18 protein-coding genes are annotated in these 17,587 nt (G+C 66.7%); 10 read left to right on the top strand and 8 right to left on the bottom strand.

All coding sequences use genetic code 11. The annotated features are described in order from the left end of the window. Window positions 1-7: 7 nt before the first annotated feature. From ACFQRC_RS12635 to ACFQRC_RS12625, 3 genes are read right to left on the bottom strand one after another with little or no spacing between them, the layout of a single operon-like run. A complete protein-coding gene (locus ACFQRC_RS12635; protein ID WP_379961762.1) occupies window positions 8-787 on the bottom strand; it encodes an enoyl-CoA hydratase-related protein in 780 nt (259 codons plus the stop codon). Then, complete coding sequence (locus tag ACFQRC_RS12630) at window positions 762-1,316, bottom strand: nuclear transport factor 2 family protein (protein ID WP_379961760.1); 555 nt, start codon at window positions 1,314-1,316, stop codon at window positions 762-764. Before ACFQRC_RS12630 ends, ACFQRC_RS12635 begins: the two co-directional genes overlap by 26 nt. After that, a complete protein-coding gene (locus tag ACFQRC_RS12625) occupies window positions 1,316-2,701 on the bottom strand; it encodes an FAD-dependent oxidoreductase (RefSeq protein ID WP_379961758.1) in 1,386 nt (461 codons plus the stop codon). Before ACFQRC_RS12625 ends, ACFQRC_RS12630 begins: the two co-directional genes overlap by 1 nt. An 84-nt stretch (window positions 2,702-2,785) precedes the next feature. Here ACFQRC_RS12625 and ACFQRC_RS12620 point away from each other — a divergent pair, with 84 nt between their 5' ends. Next, a complete protein-coding gene (locus ACFQRC_RS12620; RefSeq protein WP_379961756.1) occupies window positions 2,786-3,277 on the top strand; it encodes a VOC family protein in 492 nt (163 codons plus the stop codon). Here ACFQRC_RS12620 and ACFQRC_RS12615 read toward each other — a convergent pair. Beyond that, complete coding sequence (locus ACFQRC_RS12615) at window positions 3,250-4,179, bottom strand: SDR family oxidoreductase (protein WP_379961754.1); 930 nt, start codon at window positions 4,177-4,179, stop codon at window positions 3,250-3,252. The genes ACFQRC_RS12620 and ACFQRC_RS12615 overlap by 28 nt on opposite strands. Before the next feature lie 129 nt (window positions 4,180-4,308). Between ACFQRC_RS12615 and ACFQRC_RS12610 the strand changes: the two genes are divergently transcribed. Continuing rightward, window positions 4,309-5,139, top strand: a complete 831-nt coding sequence (locus ACFQRC_RS12610; RefSeq protein WP_379961752.1) for a ThuA domain-containing protein — start codon at window positions 4,309-4,311, stop codon at window positions 5,137-5,139. Then, the gene (locus tag ACFQRC_RS12605) at window positions 5,136-6,821 is read left to right on the top strand and encodes a class I adenylate-forming enzyme family protein (protein ID WP_379961750.1); all 1,686 of its coding nucleotides are present in this window, start codon (window positions 5,136-5,138) and stop codon (window positions 6,819-6,821) included. The genes ACFQRC_RS12610 and ACFQRC_RS12605 overlap by 4 nt, the downstream gene beginning before the upstream one ends. Window positions 6,822-6,851: 30 nt before the next feature. Here ACFQRC_RS12605 and ACFQRC_RS12600 read toward each other — a convergent pair whose 3' ends face one another. Genes ACFQRC_RS12600 through ACFQRC_RS12590 form a run of 3 tightly spaced genes read right to left on the bottom strand, consistent with a single transcriptional unit; the run spans window position 6,852 to window position 9,597 of the window. After that, window positions 6,852-8,003: an acetyl-CoA acetyltransferase gene (locus ACFQRC_RS12600; RefSeq protein WP_379961748.1), complete on the bottom strand. Its 1,152-nt coding sequence runs from the start codon at window positions 8,001-8,003 to the stop codon at window positions 6,852-6,854. A 2-nt stretch (window positions 8,004-8,005) separates the two neighbouring features. Further along, a complete protein-coding gene (locus tag ACFQRC_RS12595) occupies window positions 8,006-8,386 on the bottom strand; it encodes a Zn-ribbon domain-containing OB-fold protein (RefSeq protein WP_379961746.1) in 381 nt (126 codons plus the stop codon). Next, window positions 8,383-9,597: a CaiB/BaiF CoA transferase family protein gene (locus ACFQRC_RS12590; protein WP_379961744.1), complete on the bottom strand. Its 1,215-nt coding sequence runs from the start codon at window positions 9,595-9,597 to the stop codon at window positions 8,383-8,385. Before ACFQRC_RS12590 ends, ACFQRC_RS12595 begins: the two co-directional genes overlap by 4 nt. Window positions 9,598-9,671: 74 nt before the next feature. On the opposite strand from ACFQRC_RS12590, the gene ACFQRC_RS12585 reads away from it, so the two are divergent. Continuing rightward, window positions 9,672-10,403 (top strand): ThuA domain-containing protein, encoded by a 732-nt coding sequence (locus ACFQRC_RS12585; protein WP_379961742.1) that lies wholly within the window; start codon window positions 9,672-9,674, stop codon window positions 10,401-10,403. Here ACFQRC_RS12585 and ACFQRC_RS12580 read toward each other — a convergent pair. Beyond that, entirely contained in the window at window positions 10,391-11,059 is a 669-nt protein-coding gene (locus ACFQRC_RS12580; RefSeq protein ID WP_379961740.1) for a TetR/AcrR family transcriptional regulator, read from the bottom strand. The two genes, ACFQRC_RS12585 and ACFQRC_RS12580, sit on opposite strands and share 13 nt — an antisense overlap. 169 nt (window positions 11,060-11,228) lie before the next feature. Here ACFQRC_RS12580 and ACFQRC_RS12575 point away from each other — a divergent pair, with 169 nt between their 5' ends. Genes ACFQRC_RS12575 through ACFQRC_RS12550 form a run of 6 tightly spaced genes read left to right on the top strand, consistent with a single transcriptional unit; the run spans window position 11,229 to window position 17,546 of the window. Continuing rightward, window positions 11,229-11,975, top strand: a complete 747-nt coding sequence (locus ACFQRC_RS12575) for an SDR family NAD(P)-dependent oxidoreductase (protein ID WP_379961738.1) — start codon at window positions 11,229-11,231, stop codon at window positions 11,973-11,975. A 10-nt stretch (window positions 11,976-11,985) separates the two neighbouring features. Beyond that, a complete protein-coding gene (locus tag ACFQRC_RS12570; protein ID WP_379961736.1) occupies window positions 11,986-12,747 on the top strand; it encodes an SDR family NAD(P)-dependent oxidoreductase in 762 nt (253 codons plus the stop codon). Window positions 12,748-12,776: 29 nt separating this feature from the next. Beyond that, window positions 12,777-14,108 (top strand): SRPBCC family protein, encoded by a 1,332-nt coding sequence (locus ACFQRC_RS12565; RefSeq protein ID WP_379961734.1) that lies wholly within the window; start codon window positions 12,777-12,779, stop codon window positions 14,106-14,108. Between the two features lie 44 nt (window positions 14,109-14,152). Then, window positions 14,153-15,124 carry a thiamine pyrophosphate-dependent dehydrogenase E1 component subunit alpha gene (locus tag ACFQRC_RS12560; protein ID WP_379961732.1) on the top strand — a complete coding sequence of 324 codons (972 nt, stop codon included), beginning with the start codon at window positions 14,153-14,155 and terminating at the stop codon, window positions 15,122-15,124. A gap of 14 nt (window positions 15,125-15,138) precedes the next feature. Beyond that, the gene (locus ACFQRC_RS12555; RefSeq protein ID WP_379961730.1) at window positions 15,139-16,149 is read left to right on the top strand and encodes an alpha-ketoacid dehydrogenase subunit beta; all 1,011 of its coding nucleotides are present in this window, start codon (window positions 15,139-15,141) and stop codon (window positions 16,147-16,149) included. An 11-nt stretch (window positions 16,150-16,160) separates the two neighbouring features. Continuing rightward, window positions 16,161-17,546, top strand: a complete 1,386-nt coding sequence (locus tag ACFQRC_RS12550; RefSeq protein WP_379961728.1) for a 2-oxo acid dehydrogenase subunit E2 — start codon at window positions 16,161-16,163, stop codon at window positions 17,544-17,546. Window positions 17,547-17,587 lie beyond the last annotated feature (41 nt).

Genomic DNA, 17,587 nt, shown 5'->3' with positions numbered 1-17,587 from the left:
CCTTGGTTCAGGGGGCGGCGCGGCGATCGGCGAAGGCGGCGACGCCTTCTTTGCCTTCGACCGAGGCCAATGTGGCGTTGCCGAAGGCGGTTCCGAATCGAAGCGCCTGGTCGACCGGCATGTCCGCCGCCATGTCGTGGAGGAGCTTGCCGTTGCGAACGGCCTCCCAATTGTTCGCGAGAATGGCTTGCGCGAGCTCCAGCGCGCGGTCGCGCACCCGCCCTCCCGGCACCACCTCGCTGATGACGCCGAGATCGTACAGCCGCGCCGCCGCTACCGGCTCTCCGGTCAGGATCATCGCAAGCGCCGTCGCGCGCGGAACCTGCCGCGCCAGCCGCTGGATGCCGCCCGCATAAGCGAAGAGGCCGCGCTTCACCTCGCTGAGGCCGAACAGAGCATGGTCCGCCGCGACGACGATATCGCAGGCCAGCGCGATCTCGAACCCGCCGGCCACGGCCGCGCCGTTCACCCCGGCGATCAGCGGCTTGGCGCGCCGCCGCTCGGTAATGCCGGCGAAGCCCCGGCCCGGAACCAATCCGTGGCCGATGCCGATCGCCGCCGCTTCCTTCATGTCCATGCCCGAGCAGAAGGCGCGGTCGCCTTTGCCGGTAATAATGACCGCGCCGACGGCCGCGTCGGTCTCGGCGGCGTCGATTTCCGAATCGATCGCGGCCGATGTCGCGGCATCGAGTGCATTGCTCCGATGCGGGCGGTTGATGGTGAGCAGCGTGACCGCGCCGATCCGCTCGACGATCAGGCTTTCACCCACGGCCGCGCGCTTTCTCATAGGCGATCCAGCTTGGAAGCCGCTCCGGGAAGTCCGCCGGGCGCGGCTCGGCATAGGCATGGTTGCGATCCGGCCCCGACAGGATGTCCGGATATTCGGAGACCGGGACATAATAAAGGAAGCTGATCTCCCGATCCGCGAACTTCCAGCCGTCGTCGGTATTGCGGTACACATCCTTGTAGCGAAGCGCCGTGACCATCATCTTGCCCGTCCGCCACAGCTCGGCGTGACCGGTGACGCGCCCGGTCGCCTCGCTCCTGCCGTCGCCGACGAAATCGATCTGGATATCGTGCATGAAATGATGGCCGGGGCCGAGCACGTCGAAGCGGCGATGATATTGCTCGATGATCGCATCGACTCCGGTCGCGTCCATCACGCCATCGCTCGACCTGAGCCGCGCATCGTGCGTGAACAAAGACGCGATGTCGTCGATCCGCCGATCGTCGATATAGAAGCAGTATCGCGCCACCAGCTGGCGGATCTGCGATTCCGATTCGAGCCGTGCGATCCGGTCTTCCAGGCTGGCCATCATTTTTCTCCTTCGCGAGAGTCGATCGCGGCGTTGCGGCCGGCGATCCGGCCGAAGACGATCGCGTTGGCGATCGAGGCGCCGCCGGCGGCATAGCATTCGCCGAACATGCCGCCGGTCGTCTCGCCTGCGGCATAAAGGCCGGGGATCGGCCGGTCGGCGGCGTCGAGGACGCGCGCCTCGACATCGATGCGCACGCCGGTGCCGGTCCAGCAGACGATCGCCGCGCGGATGCGGGCGGCGTAGAAGGGGGGCTTCTCCAGCGAACGCAGCAGCCCGGCCGGCTTGAAGAAATCCCGATCCGCGCCGGCCGCGTAATTGCTATTGTAGTGCTCGGCGGTGGTGTGCAGCGTCGCGGCCGGCACGCCGATGCGGGCGGCCAGCGCGTCGAGCGTGTCGGCCCGTTCCAGCAATCCGCGGTCGGCGAACTCCTCCAGCCGGTCGGCGGTCCAGTTGGGCGCGGAACGGTAGGCGCTGGTCTTTGCCGCGGTGCGCGCCGCCTCGTCGAACAGGCCGAAACATTCATGGCCCGGCTGCTCGCGAAGCACAGCGGACAGGACTGAATATTCGATGCTCTCGTCGACGAAGCGCCGCCCGTCCCGATTCACCGTCACGAGCCAGCCGGGAAGGTAGCTTTCCAAATCTCTAGCGAAGCCCGGCGTCAGCAGCAGCAGTCCCCGATTGGGGTGGCTTACCCCGCCGCCGGCGGAGCGTGCCAGCGCGATGCCGTCGCCGCGGCAGGTCTCGGCGCCGATATACCAATGGAGGTCGCCGTGCAGCGCGGCGTCCGGATAGAGTTCGGCGAGCATGTCCGGATTGGCGCCGAACCCGCCGGTGGCGAGTATGGTGGCCGCGCTTCGGATCGGCTGCCCGTCGACGATGATGCCGGCGATTCGGCCATCCTCGACCAGCAGCCTGTCGACGCGCGTCTCCAGCGCGACATCGACCGAACGGCCGGAAAAGGACCCTTCCAGGGCTTCGGCGATGGCCGCGCCGCCGCCCGCCGCGCGGTGGCCGCGCCGGATCTTGTCGACACCCGACGCGTAGAGATCGTCCGCCCGGAACTCGACGCCGATCGACCGCAGCCATTCGAAGGCGGCCGGCGATTCGTCGCACAGCCGGCGGACGAGCGCGGCTTCCAATTTATACTGGTTGAGCGTCATGTAGTAATGGAACACAGCTTCTGGATCGTCGCCCTCGATCCCCGCCTCGCGCTGAAGCGACGTGCCGGCGGCATAGAAGACGCCGCCCGACAAAGCGGTCGATCCGCCGGTTCGCGCGCCGGCTTCGACGATCAGCACGCGCGCGCCTTGGGCGGCGGCCGACGTCGCCGCCGCGAGGCCGGCGCCCCCGGCGCCGACGACGATCACGTCATAATGGTTCATTCCGCGCGTTCCATCGGGACAACAGACGCGACTTGAAAAAAACAGTCAAGTTTGTTTGTATAATATCCGAACAGGAGAAGAAATGTGATCCGAGGTCTGCACCATGTCGCCGTCTCGACGCCCGACCTCGACCGGTTCGTCGACCATTACGAACGCTGGTACGGGTTCGAGCGGGTCGCGGACGGCGGCTGGGAGCGCGGCAACGAGCGCGTCGACCGGATGGTGCAGCTGCCGGACTCATCAGCGCGCTACGCGATGATCCGGCTCGGCAGCTTCTATATCGAGGTGTTCCAGTATCTTGAGCCGGTCGGCGAGCGCTTCGAGCGCCGCATGTGCGATCCGGGCCTCATCCATATCTGCTTCTATGTCGACGATGCCTGGGCCGAATATGAGCGGCTGTCGGCCCTTGGGATGGAGTTCCACTGTCCGCCCGGCGGCGGGGGGGCGATGCTCGCCACTTACGGCCGCGATTGCGATGGCAATGTCGTCGAATTGCTGCAGGTGATCGCGCCCGATCACCCCTTCCCGTTCCTCGACGGCTCGGCCGGTCAGGCGGCGCCGCTCTCGTCGAAATAATCCGGCATCCCGCCCGGCCAGATCACGCCCCATTGCGCCTGGCCGCCGTCGATGACGAGGAGGTCGCCGTTGATGAAGCGGGCGGCTGGAGAAGCGAGATAGGCGATCGCTTCGGCCACGTCCCAGGCGTTGCCGCGCATCTTCATCGGGTTGGCTTTGTGGAAGCGCTTCAGCGCCTCCTCCGGGTACATGACGAAGCCTTCGGTCTCGATCACGCCGGGGCCGATGCAATTGACGCGGATGTCGAACGGCGCCCATTCGGTGGCCAGCGTCTTCGACAGGTAGATGACGCCCGCCCGCGCGGCGCAGGTATGGGCCGCCTGCGGCATGCCCCTTTCGACATTGGCGACGATGTTGACGATGTTGCCCGGCTTGCCGTCATCGCGCCAGCGTTTGGCGGCCTCCTGCATCACCCACCAGGTGCCGTTCAGATTGGTGTCGATCACCGCCAGCCAGCCCTTGCGGGTGAAGTCGATCGCGTCCTGCGGATATTGGCCGCCGGCATTGTTGACGATCGTGTCGATGCCCCCGAAGCGGTCGTGCACGGCGCCGATCAGCGCCTCCACCGCCTCGGGGTCGCGGATGGTCGCGCTTTGCGTGAATATCTCGACGCCCGTTGCCGCCAGGATCGCCTCGCGCGTCTGATCGAGCTTTTCCTGATTGCGGCCGCAGATCGCGACGTTCGCGCCGAGCCGCGCGGCGAGGAACGCCGCCGCCTTGCCCATGCCGCTGCCGCCTCCGGTGATGAGCAAGGTCTTTCCGGCGAGGAGATCGGATCGGTAAACCGTCTCGCGACTCGCCAGATCCTCGTCCCTGAGCCCCCGCCGCGGCCGCGTCGGATCGGGCTTGTCGCGATCGGGCCTGAAGACCTTGGGTTCGGTTGCGCCCTGCTCGCTGCTCATTCGTCGGCCCCTCCGGATCACGCTTTCGTTGCGTTTGCCCATTCGTAGCACAGCATCTTAAAAAACAAACACGATTGTTTTTAATCCGGATTGGCGCTTATTCCTGTTCGGGCTGAACGGAGGGAATGGATGGACACCAGCGGCCGGTCTCGCCTGGAATTGTTCGTCGCGGTGAAGGGCCATGCCTTCCGGCGCGACGCCTTTGAAGCGATGTTGCGCGGCATCGGCGGGATCGAGCCGACCATGGTCGACCAGCCCGCGGCGGCGGCTCTGCTCAATCCCGACGCCATGCGCGATTACGACGCCATCCTGTTCTATGACATGCCGGGCCTGGACTTCGGCGCGCCGGTGAAAGAGCGGCCCGGCTTCATCGAGCCTGACGCATGCTTTCGCGCGGGCTTCGAAGCGCTGATGGCCGAAGGCAAGGGCATGGTCGCGCTCCACCACGCGATCGCCGGCTGGCCGGCATGGCCCGCTTACGCCGAAGCGCTGGGCGGCACGTTCCTCTATAAGCCGGCCGTGATTCGCGGCGTGGAGAGGCCCGCCTCCCGCTACGCACCCGAGGTCGCCTACACCATCCGAAAGACAGCGAATCGCCATCCCGTGCTCGACGGTCTCCCGGATCGCTTCGATCTCCGGGACGAACTCTACGCGCACGAGATGTTCGACGACGCCGGAATAGAGCCGCTCCTTTATCGCGAGACGCCCGTCGCGGCCGAACGCTTCCTCTCGGCGATGCACGCGGTGAGGCGGATGCCGCAGGACGATATGCTGGCGGAGGCGCCGCCGCTCGACGTGCCGGTCGCCTGGGCGAAGGCGGCCGGGTCGAGTCCCCTGGTCTATCTCCAGCCCGGCGACGGGGCGGAGGCCTATGCGAACCCGCATTATCGGAGGCTAGTCGGCAACGCGATCCGCTGGGTGGCCTCGGCGGAAGGCAAGGCATGGGCGGGGTCGCGGTGACTGCGGCACCCGATCGTTCGACGGTGGGCGGCACTCTCCTCGCGGCGGCCGAGCGCTTCGGCGACCGCGAGGCGCTCGTCTATGACGGCAGGCGCGCGACCCACGAGGGATTGCTGGAGCAAGCGATCGAACGCGCGCGGGCGCTGATCGGCCTGGGCGTCCGCCCTGGCGATCATGTCGGCGTGCTGATGCCGAACTGCTGGGACTATGTCATTCTCTACCACGCGATCAGCCTGGTCGGCGCTCGCGCGATTTTGCTCAACGCCCGCTACAAATCGGACGACCTCGCTTATGTGATCCCGAAAGCGCGCCTGCGCTTCCTGTTCGTCGGCGGCCATGCTCACGAACATTGCGATTACCGGCCGATGCTGCGTGCCGCCTTTCCGGGGCTCGACGGTCGCGGCGGTGGACCGCTCGCCCTGCCGGAGGCGCCGGCATTGGAGACGCTGATCGAGCTTGGCGACCCGCGCGAGGGTCCATGGCCGAACGAGACGGTGCTGACGGGGGTGGCGACCGGCATCTCGCGAGACGATGTGCTTTCCCGAGCGGCCGTAGTCGCGCCCGACGATGTCGGGCTGATGATCTTCAGCTCCGGCACGACGTCGCGGCCCAAGGCGTGTATGCTCACCCACCGCTCGCTGTGCCTGACCGGCGCCGCTTTCGCCGAGCGTTTCAGGCTGACGCCCGACGACTGCATCTGGGATCCGCTGCCGCTTTTCCACATGTCGACCATGTTGCCGCTGGCGGCGTGCCGGGCGTCCGGCGCCTGCTTCATCGGCATGGGTCATTTCGATGCGGATGCCGCGATGGATTTGCTGCGCGCCGAGCGGCCCACCATCCATTATGCCGCGTTCCCCGCGATTGTCTCCGCGATCACCTCGCACCCGGATTTCGAGTATTACGATCAGTCGCGCCTGCGCGTCAGCCACGTCGTCGGTCCGCCCGACCTGCTGCGCCGCTACGCCGCTTTCTTCCCCGGCGCGGTCGCGGTGAACGCCTATGGTCTCACCGAGGCCACGGGAGTTCCCTGCTACAGCAGGCTGGACGATCCCGAGGAATGGCTGTTCGAGACCAACGGCGCGCTGTTCGACGGCATGGAAACATGCGTAACGGACGAGGAAGGCGGGCCGCTTCCCGATGGCGAGACGGGCGAGATTCGCCTGCGCGGCTTCGCCGTCTTCGCCGGCTATTATGACGATCCCGAAGCGACGGCGCGCGCGGTCACCTCCGACGGCTGGCTCCGCACCGGTGACCTCGGCCGCATCGGCCCGGGCGGCCGCCTCGTCTATGAGGGGCGCCTGAAGGACATGCTGAAGGTCGGCGGCGAGAATGTCGCCGCGATCGAGATCGAGAATTTCCTGATGACGCACCCGGCGATCCGCATGGCGCAGGTGATCGGCGTGTTCGACGAGCGGCTGATGGAGGTCGCCGCGGCCTATGTCGAGCTTGAACCCGGCGCGGCAATGACGGCCGAGGATGTCGTCCTCCACTGCGTCGGGAATATCGCCGGCTACAAGATCCCCCGATACGTCCGGTTCGTCACCATATGGCCGATGAGCGCCACCAAGGTACAGAAGTTCGAGCTCCAGCGGGACTTCGAGCCGGTGGGGAAGATCGATGTGACGGCCCAAGCGCGGATGATAAGTTCCCCGGCGAAAGCCGGGGTCCAGTCCGAGAGTTAAGTCTGGGCCCCGGCTTTCGCCGGGGAGCGATCACAGCGTCGCCATGCTCCCCAGGATCACGGTCGCCTGACTGGAGAGCGTGCCGCCATTGCCGTGGGCCAGCGCCACGTCCACGCCGTGGATCCGGTTCGCCGCCTCGCCCCTCACCTGCCGCGCGGCTTCGACGATCGCGAACAGGCCATACATGCCCGGATGGCAGCAGGAGAGGCCGCCGCCATTGGTGTTGACCGGCAGCGACCCGCCGGGCGCGATCCGGCCGTCGGACACGAAGCGCCCGCCCTCGCCCTTCGGGCAGAAGCCCAAATCCTCCAGGAACAGGATCGTATTGATGGTGAACGCATCATAGAGCTGGACCGTCTGGACATCGGCCGGACCGACTCCGGCGGCGGCGTAAGCGCGCGGCCCCGATTCCGCGGCGGCGGTGGTGGTGATGTCTGTCGCCTGGGAGATGGCGTTCCACCAGGTCGCCGCCGCCGCGCCGAGCAGCGGAACGGGCGTCCGGGCGAGGTCGCGCGCGCGGTCGGTGCGGGTCATCACGATCGCGGCCGCGCCGTCGGTGACGAGGCAGCAGTCGCGGGCGGATATCGGCGTGCTGATCGTCCGGGAGGCAAGGCAGTCGTCGATGGTCAGCGGGCCTTTAGCGAAGGCTTCGGGATTGGTGTTGGCCCATGCGCGCGCCGCGACCGCCACCGCCGCCATCTGCTCGCGGGTGGTGCCATATTCGTGCATGTGCCGCGCGGCCGCGAGCGCATAGGAGGATAACGGGAAGAGCGGCCTGTAGGGCGCCTCCCAGCCATTGCTCCTGATCGGCGTCGCGAGCTTGCCGCCATTCGTGCGCTGGTTGGAACCGTAGGCGATCAGCGCCACGTCGATATAGCCGGCATCGAGCATCAGAGCGGCGGTGATCATGTGGCTCATGAAGGCCGATCCGCCGGTGCGGTTATTGTCGGTGAAGCGCGGGCTGAGGCCGAGATACTCGGCGAAGGAAAGACCGGCGAGGAGGTCATCGGGGAGGCAGATGAACAGGCCGTCGACATCGCCGATGTCGAGGCCCGCGTCGGCGACGGCGAGCAGGCCCGCTTTGGCCGCGAGTTCGATCGCGCCGTGGCCCGGAGACTCGCCGATGCCATGGGTCGCGAGGCCGGCGACAGCGGTGCGCCCGCGCGGGAAATCGCCGCCCATTGTCAGTGCCCCGCCGGCACGAAGACGAGCAAAGGAACGCCGTTCTCCTCGATGATCCTGGCGCGCACGCGCTGGCCGATGCGAAGCGCGTTGGGCGCGACGCCGTCGACCCGGCTCATCAGCCGCGCGCCCTCGTCCAGATCGACCAGGACGACATTATAGGGCTCGGCGGGAGGTTTCGGCGACACCAATGTCAGCGAATAGACAAAGCCCATCCCCGACGCCTCGATCCATTCGATATCGTCGTCGCCTGTGCCCGGCTCGGCCAGACGGGGCGGGAAGAAGACCGTCCCGCTCGAAACCGCCCGCTGCAGAAGAAAGCGGCCGTCCGCCAGGGCGGCGCGCCATTGCGCCTCCGGGCCTGTCGAGACCGCATCGGTCACGCCCGCTCCGCGAGGCGGACGGCGCCGCTGCCGACCAGGGCGTCGATCTCGGCTTGCGCCAGCCCCGCCTCCACCAGAATGGCGTGGCTGTCCGCGCCCAGCGCCGGCCCCGGATCTCCGATCGCCCCGGGCGTGCCCGAAAAGCGGGTCGGGATGCCGGGAAAGCGCAACGGGCCGGCATCGCTCTCGCATTCCTCCCAGAAACCCGTCTCGACGAGATGGGGATCGTCGAGCAGATCGGTCAGGCTGGCGATCGGCATCGCCGGTATCTGGGCGGCGCGCAGCACCCCCATCCATTCGCCGGTCGTGCGCTGCTCCATCACCTCCGCCACCTTGGCCAGCACCGCGCCGATATTCTCGGTACGGCTCCGCATCGAGGCGAAGATCGGATCCTTCGACCAGTCCGGGTCTCCGATCGCGTGGAAGAAGGCGCGCCAATGCTTGTCGTTGTAGATCATCACCGCGATGTGGCCGTCGCCTGTCTTGTAGGGCCGGCGCGCCTCCGATGTTGCGCGGGGATATTCGGGCGGGCCGAGCGGCGGCACGAACAGCGATCCGCACAGATGCTCGACGGTGGCGAAGGAGACGAGCGTCTCGAACATCGGCACCTCGATCTCCTGGCCCAGCCCATCCCGCTCGCGCGAGAAGAGCGCCGCCATCACCGCATAGGCGCCGGTGAGGCCGGCCACCTTGTCCGCCACCACGGTCGCGAGATAGGTCGGCTCGCCCTGCGACAGCCGCGCCTGCAGGTCGGCGATCCCCGAAGCGGCCTGGACGATGTCGTCATAAGCGGGATAGTCGCGATAGGGGCCCGTGCGCCCGAAGCCGTAGAGGTTGGCGTAGATGATGCGCGGATTCGCGGCCCGGAGCGCGTCATAATCGAGGCCGAGCCGCGCGATCGCCTGCGCGCGCATCGAATGAATGAAAATGTCAGCGCCTTCCGCGAGCTTCAGCAGCGCGGCGCGCCCGGCCGGCTGCTTCAGGTCGAGCACGAGGCTGCGCTTGCCGCGGTTGACGTTCATGAACATGCCGCCGCGCGCGGCATCGTGGCCGGGCGGCAAATAGCGGGTGGTGTCGCCGTCCGGGCTCTCGACCTTGATCACGTCGGCGCCGAGATCGGCGAATATCTGGGTGGCGTAGGGGCCCATCAGGACGCTGGTGAGATCGAGGATCCGGACCCCTGCGAGCGGCCCCTTTCCGCGTCCGCTCATGCCTCGCCCCCGTGGCTTGCAATGCGAACACCCCCGCTTATCCTCGCGCGCATAAGCATTGGGAAGGGACCGGAATGAAGGCGCATCTCGTGGCCGCGGGCAAATATCACGACATCGATTTCGCGCGGCTGGAATTGCTGAGACTGCTCGCCGAACATCCTGAAATCCGTACCTCCGTCTCGTCCGACTATGCCGATCTGGACCGCATTGCCGCGGCCGATCTGCTGATTACCTATACGTGCGACCTGATGCCCACGCCCGACCAGACCGCCGCCTTAAGCCGCTGGCTCGAGCAGGGCGGGCGATGGCTCGCGCTCCACGGCACCAATTCGACCCTGCGCTTCGGCGCCGACGGGGTGGTCGATACGCCCGATGAGGCGCCCGATTTCACGAAACTGCTCGGAACCCGGTTCGCCGGGCATCCGCCGATCGCTCCGTTCAAGGTCTTCGTCACCCGCGACGACCATGAAATGACTCGCGGGCTGCGCGATTTCCGGGTCGAGGACGAGCTCTATCTCACCCATCGCACGGCGGACCTCGACGTCCTGCTCCACACCAGCTTCACCGGCCGGTGCGACGAGTTCCGCGACGCCGAATGGGACGAGCCGCAAGTGCCGGTCCTCTACGAACGCGCGGTGGGGCAGGGGGCGGTTCTCTACCTGACCCTCGGTCATTGCCGGGGACATTACGACCTGAAGCCGCTTGCGGACTTCTGGCCCCACCCCCAGCGCTGCGCGTGGAACTACCCGGTCTTCCACGAACTGCTGCGCCGGGGCATAAGCTGGGGCATGCCTCACCGGGCCTGACCCTTCATGTCCGGCCTCATCGTCCGTATCTGCTGCTCCACCAGCCGCAGCATCGGCTCGACCATCCGCTCTTCCATCGCGCCGGTGAGGAGGTTGATCGCCATCCCCTCCAGCAAGGTCTGCGACAGCGTCATCGCCAGGTCGAACCCCACCGGATCGCTCTGCCATTCAGGGAAAAGCTGGACCGCCTGGGCGTTGAACTTCTCGCGAAACTCATCCTGCAGCGGCTGGAGTATCCGCGCCAGGTCCGTGTTGGTGCGCGCCGCCAGAGCAAGCTCGTGGAAGGCCACGAAGGCGGGCTTCTGCAACTGCCGCCAATAGGCGTTGACCATCGTGGAGGTCTCGTGCTCGTTGGCCTCCGCCGCGCGGCGGAATGCGCGCAGGCGCTTATCGTGCAGCTCGACGATGGCCGCCTTGATGAGGGCGGCGCCATTCTCGAAATGGTGGAGCATGGCGCCCCGCGACAGGCCGGCTTCGGCCGCGACCTGCGGGGTCGTGGTGTTGGCATAGCCGAGCTTGACGATGCAGCGTATCGTGGCGTCGATCAGGCGGGCGCGCGTCTGGGCGCTCTTCAGCGATTGCTGGGTCGGCCCGCCGGCGGGCTGCGCCTTGGCCTCGCGGCGGATCGGAGCGGAGCGCGCGGAGGCAAGGGCCATCAACTCTTCCTTTCAAAAAACAAGCGTGACTGTTTTTTCCATCACAAGTCAAGCTGCTCGCATGAATGCTTCTTTAGCAGGCACTCGGCCGCGATCAAACGGCGCAATAAAAAAACATACATGCTTGTTTCTTCTTGAACTGGAAAGCGCCGTCGTTCATGAACCGGGCATGGCGGAACGGACGGCATTGATTATCGGCGCATCGAGCCCCGGCGGGCTCGGCGAGGCGACGGCGCGCCGACTTGCCGCCGACGGCTTCCGCATTTTGCTCGCCGGCCGCGATCCGATGCGCCTGGACGGGCTCGCGCAGGAGTTGGGCACGCGGGCTTTGGCCTGCGACATCGTCGACGAAAACTCGATCGCCGCGCTGGCGCGGGAGGCCGGCACGATCGACGTGCTGGTGAACGCGGCCGGCACGACGCTGGGCCGGTCGATCCTCAAAATCACGCGCGCGGAGATCGAGGCGCAGTTCGCGATGCACGTCACCGGCAACATCCTGCTGCTGAAGCATTTCGGCGCGCGCATGCCGCGTGGGAGCAACGTCATCTTCTTCTCGTCGGTGGTCGCGAAGCTCGCCGGCCACGGCATCGTCGCTTATTCGGCCGCCAAGGCCGCGCTCGACCATGTCGTTCGCGTCGCCGCGCTCGAGCTCGGGCCGCGCGGCATCCGCGTCAACGCGGTCGCGCCGGGCTTCACGCACACGCCGATGACCGACGGCTTCCTGGCCGACGAACGGTTCGCCTCGCTCTACCGCCGGGAATCGGCGATGGGCGAGCTCACCCAGCCGCACCAGGTGGCGGCGGCGGTCTCCTATCTCGCGGCGCCGGATTGCTACAGCACCGGCGAAATCGTTCAGGTGAGCGGCGGCGCGCATCTTTGCCGCCTGCCGCGCGTCGATGAAATCAGGGCTAGCTAGGGAGCGGACAGTGGATCTTGGACTTCAGGGAAAGAAAGCCATCCTCGTCGGGGCCGCGCGCGGCATCGGCATGGCGGTCGCCGAGATACTGGCGCGCGAAGGCTGCGACCTCGCCGTCACGGCCCGATCCGAGGACGGGGTCAAGGATGCCGTCGCCAGCCTCGGCCGCTATGGTACGCGGGTGATCGGAAGGCCGGTCAACGTCAAGAAGGCCGACGATTACAAGGCCTGGCTCGAATGGGCGGTCGAGGAGCTGGGCGGGTGCGACATCCTGATCCCGATCACCTCGGCCGGCGGCGGCATGGGCAGCGAGAAATATTGGGCCAACGCCTTCGAGGTCGATGTGATGGGGCCGGTTCGCGCGGTCGACGCGGTTCTTCCGCGCATGACCGAACAGCAATCGGGATCGATCGTGCTCATCGCCACCACGTCGGCCGGCGAGGCGATGGGAGGCCCGCAAGCCTATAATGCGATGAAGGCGTCGCTCGTCACCTGGGGCAAGCAGCTCGCCCTCTTTCACGGCAAGGACGGCATCCGCGTCAACGTCGTCTCGCCCGGCCCGATCGAGTTTGAGGGCGGCAATTGGGACATGATCAAGGGGACGATGGAGAAATTCTACAACGCTCAGCTGCGCCAGCAGCCGGCCGGGCGTCTCGGCACCCCCGAAGAGGTCGCGCGCTGCATCGCGTTCCTCGCCAGCCCAGCCGCCGGCTGGTGCAACGGATCGCACCTCGTCGTCGACGGCGGGTTCACCAATCGCACCCACTTCTGAGCAGCCGCAGCTACGCCGGGACACCGCCAATGGACGTGAAGCGCAAGGTCGACATCATCCGGGTGAATCCCCAGGACTGGCCGAACGGTACGCCTGTCCAGAAGGAAGAGGATCCGGAGCTCGGCTACGACATCATTCCGGCCGAGCGCTACACCAGCGAAGCGTTCATGAGGCTGGAATGGGAGCGGGTCTGGACCAAGGTCTGGCTGCTCGGCGGCCGTTCGGACGATTTGAAGGAGCCCGGCGACTATATCTGCACCGAGATCGGCAGGGAATCGGTGCTGATCGTCCGCCAGGCAGACGGCTCGGTACGCGCCTTCCCCAATGTCTGCCTCCATCGCGGCAACAAGCTGCGCCCGGAAGGGATCGGCAATGTCGAGAAGTTCCAGTGCATGTACCATCACTGGACCTACGATCTGGGCGGCGCGATCACGCGCATCCCGGACCTCGACACATTCCCGCAGGGCTGCCCTCCCGGGGCCGCCCTGCCGAACTACCCGTGTGAGGAGTGGGGCAGCTTCGTCTGGTTCTCGCTCGATCCCGATGCCGGGCCGCTCGCGGACTTCCTCGATCCGATGCAGCGCCACATCGCCCCCTACCATGCCGAGCGGATGGCGTGGACGCGCGACATCACCGTCGAATGGGACTGCAACTGGAAGGCGAGCGTCGACGCGTTCAACGAGACCTACCACGTCCAGGGCATCCACCCGCAGCTCCAATGGTATCTCGACGACGTCAATGTCCAGATCGACTGCTACGAACGCCATAATCGCTACCTGATCCCGTTCGCGGCGATCAGCCCCCGCGTCGCATTGCCGTCCGCGATTCCGCCTGCAATCTACGACATCATGGTCAAGGCTGGCATGGACCCGGCCGAATATGAGGGCCGCGTCAGCGACATCCGCCGCGACGTGCAGCTGTTCAAGCGCAAGCACGGGCCGGCGCAGGGCAAGGATTATTCGGCGCTGAACGACGATCAGCTCACCGACGATTATCATTACATGATCTTCCCCAACATCTCCTTGAACGTCCATTCCGACGACATCATGATGTTCCGCCAGCGGCCGCACGCGACCGATCCGAACAAGATGTATTACGACATATGGATGTTCGAGCTGGTGCCGGACGGGGAGGAATGGCCCGAGCGGCCGAAGCACCAGCGCTTCAAGCATCGCGACAAGTCGATTGGTCAGGTGCTCGATCAGGACGCTTTCAACCTTCCGACCGTGCAGAAGGGCATGCATTCCGACGCGTTCAAGGGATTGTGGATCGGGGACCAGGAGCTTCGCATCCGTCACTTCCACAAGGTTATCGACGACTACATTTACGGGCCGGCCGGCAAGGGGCCGGACGACATCTGAGAGCAGCCCGGACGGCGGCGATTCATATCGAGAGGCAAGGTCTAATGCAGCTTTCCAGGGACGAGCTACTCGGCGCCTATCGCCGCATGGCGACGATCCGGGTGTTCGAGGAGCGCCTTCACGATGAGATCAAGACCGGCGAGATCGTCGGCTTCACCCATCTCTATTGCGGGCAGGAGGCGGCCGCCGTCGGCGTGTGCGACCATCTCACCACCAAGGACATGATCGTCTCCACCCATCGCGGTCACGGCCATTGCATCGCCAAGGGCTGCGACGTGAAGGGGATGATGAAGGAGATTTACGGGCGCCGCGACGGCCTCTGCAAGGGGCGTGGCGGCTCCATGCACATCGCCGATCTGTCGGTCGGCATGCTCGGCGCCAACGGCATCGTCGGCGCGGGCGCGCCGCAGGCGGTCGGCGCCGCGATCGCCGCGAAGCTGGACGGCAAGGGACGGGTGGCGATCGCCTTTTCGGGCGACGGTGCGTGCAACCAGGGGACGACGTTCGAAGCCATGAACATGGCCGTCGTTGTCAACGCTCCGGCGATATTCGTCTTCGAGAACAACCATTATTCCGAACATACCGGCGTCGATTATGCGGTCGGTACCAGCAAGGATATCGCCAGCCGCGCCGAGGCCTTCGGCATGAAGGCGTGGCGCGCCAATGGGTGCGACTATTTCGACACGTACGAGACGATGCGCGAGCTCCTCGATTATGTCCGGGCCGGCAACGGCCCGGCCGCGATCGAGCTCGATACCGAGCGTTTCTACGGCCATTTCGAAGGCGATCCGCAACGTTATCGCGGGCCCGGCGAGCTCGACCGTATCCGCGAGACCCGCGACTGCCTCAAATCCTTTCGCGCGCGGGTCGGCGAGGCGAAGCTGCTTGAGCTCTCGCAGCTGGATGAAATTGACGCCGAGGTCGCACAGCTGATCGACGAAGCGGTGGCCGAGGCACGGGCCGCCCCCGCGCCCGATCCGGCCAATGTCGCCGAAGACGTCTACGTCACCTACTGAAGGAAGCGGGTAAAGTGGCAGTCATGAACATCCGCGAAGCGATCAGCAGCACGCTGATGAGCGAGATGGAGCGCGATCCCAGCATCATCGTGCTCGGCGAGGACGTGGTCGGCGGCGCCGGCACGGCGGGCGGGCAGGAAGCGATCGGCGGCATTTGGGGCACGACTCCCGGCCTGTTCGCGAAGTTCGGCGCCGATCGCGTGATCGACACGCCCATTTCGGAGAGCGCCATCATCGGTGCCGCGGCGGGCGCGGCTTTGGCCGGAAAGCGGCCCGTTGCGGAGCTGATGTTCGCCGATTTCGTCGGCGTCTCGCTCGACCAATTGTGGAACCAGATGGCCAAGTTCCGATACATGTTCGGCGGCAAGACCAAGTGCCCGGCGGTGGTCAGGCTGATCTATGGCGCCGGCATGAACACCGCCGCCCAGCACAGCCAGTCGGTCTATGCGATGCTGACGGCGATGCCGGGCCTCAAGGTCGTCCTCCCGACCACGCCGGCCGACGCCAAGGGCCTGCTGACCGAGGCGTTGCGCGGCGACGATCCGGTGATGTTCTTCGAGCACAAGGCGCTCTACGGCGTGAAGGGCGAGGTTCCCGACGGCGACCATCGCCAGCCCTTTGGCGAGGCGCGGATGGTGCGCGAAGGCGGCGACGTCACGGTCGTCGCGTGCGGACGCATGGTCGGCTTCGGCGAGAAGGCGGCCGACAAGCTCGCCGCCGACGGGATCGGCGTCGACCTTATCGACCTCAGGACCACCAGCCCACTCGACGAGGAAGCGATCCTCGATTCGGTCGAGGCGACGGGCCGGCTGGTCGTGGTCGACGAGAGCCCGCCGCGGTGCAGCTTGGCGGCCGACATATCCGCCATCGTCGCATCGAAGGCATTCACCAGCCTCAAAGCCCCGCCCGCCATGGTCACCGGCCCGCATTCCCCGATCCCGTTCGCGCGGGAGCTGGAGCGCGCGTGGGTCCCCTCACCCCAGAAGATCGAGGACGCGGTTCGCCAAGTCCTCGCCTTCCGCTGAGGAGCCGGGACATGGCCAAGCTCAAGCCGTTCACCATGCCCAAATGGGGCATCGAGATGAGCGAGGGCACGATCGCCGAATGGATGGTCGCCGAGAACGCGCCGTTCGAGAAGGGCGCCGTCCTCACGCTCATCGAGACGGACAAGATCACCAACGAGGTCGAGGCCGAGGCGCCGGGCCGCTTCGTGCGGATATTAGCCAAGGCAGGCGAGACCTTGCCGGTCGGTACCCTGCTGGCGGTGCTGAGCGACGGCGCCGAAGCGAGCGCGGCGGAGATCGAGGCGGTGATCGCCGGCTTCAAGCCGGTCGATTCGAGCTTCGATCCCGACGGCGACGAGGCGGTTCCGCCGCCTCCGCCTGCCGCTGCCCCACCGCCGGTTCAGGCGGCGATCCCCGATGGAGTCGCGATCAGCCCGGTCGCGCGCGCCCGCGCGCTCGAGGCCGGGATCGACGTCGCAGGCCTGAGCGGCTCGGGCGACGGCGGGCGCATCACCGCGCAGGACGTCGATCAAGCCGCACGGCCGGAGACGACCCCCACCTTGGCCGGCCCCTATGCCTTGGCGCCCGACACCGGCGCGTTCGCCTCCCCGATGGCGCGGCGGCTGTCAGCGATCCACCAGGTGCCGCTCGACGGGATCCATGGTTCCGGCCCGCGCGGCCGCATTCGCAAGGCCGACGTGCTGGCGCGGGTCGAGCGGAATCAGCCCACGCCTGCCGCGAAGGCCGCCGCCGGCGGAGTGACCGTGACGCCGATGACCTCCATGCGCCGCACGATCGCCCGCCGGCTAACCGAGGCCAAGAGCAGCATCCCGCATTTCTACGTGCGGCGGCGGGTGCGCGCGGATCGGCTGCTGGCGCTGCGGGCGGCGGCGCAGGGCAAGCGGCCGAGCGTCAACGACTATCTCATCAAGGCCTGCGCCCTCGCGCTGGTCGAGGTGCCGAGGCTCAACATCCAGGTCCACGGCCACGACATACACAGCTTCGGCTCGGCCGATATCGCGGTGGCGGTGGCGACCGAGAAGGGGCTGGTGACGCCGATCATTACCCATGCCGACGACCGCAGCGTCGCCGACATATCCGCGGTGATGGGCGCTTTGGCGCAGCGGGCGAGGGCGGGCAAGCTCAAGCCCGAGGAATTCAATGGCGGCAGCTTCTCGCTTTCCAACCTGGGCGGGTTCGGCGTCGAGCAGTTCGACGCGATCATCAATCCGCCGCAGGGCGCGATCCTGGCGGTGGGCGCCGCGCGGCCGGAGCCGATCGACGAGGACGGCGCCATCCGCATCGTACCCGTTTTCCATCTCTCACTCTCGTGCGATCACCGCGCGATCGACGGCGCCGACGCCGGGCAGTTCCTAGCGGCGCTGGCAAACCTGATCGAGCATCCGGAGCTTCTGTAGGACCATGACAAAGCTCCGCATCAATCCCGATCCGCTCATCC

Source organism: Enterovirga sp. GCM10030262 (genome assembly GCF_042666435.1).
In the GTDB taxonomy this organism is placed as follows: domain Bacteria; phylum Pseudomonadota; class Alphaproteobacteria; order Sphingomonadales; family Sphingomonadaceae; genus Allosphingosinicella.
This window is presented reverse-complemented; position numbering and strand designations above follow the sequence as displayed.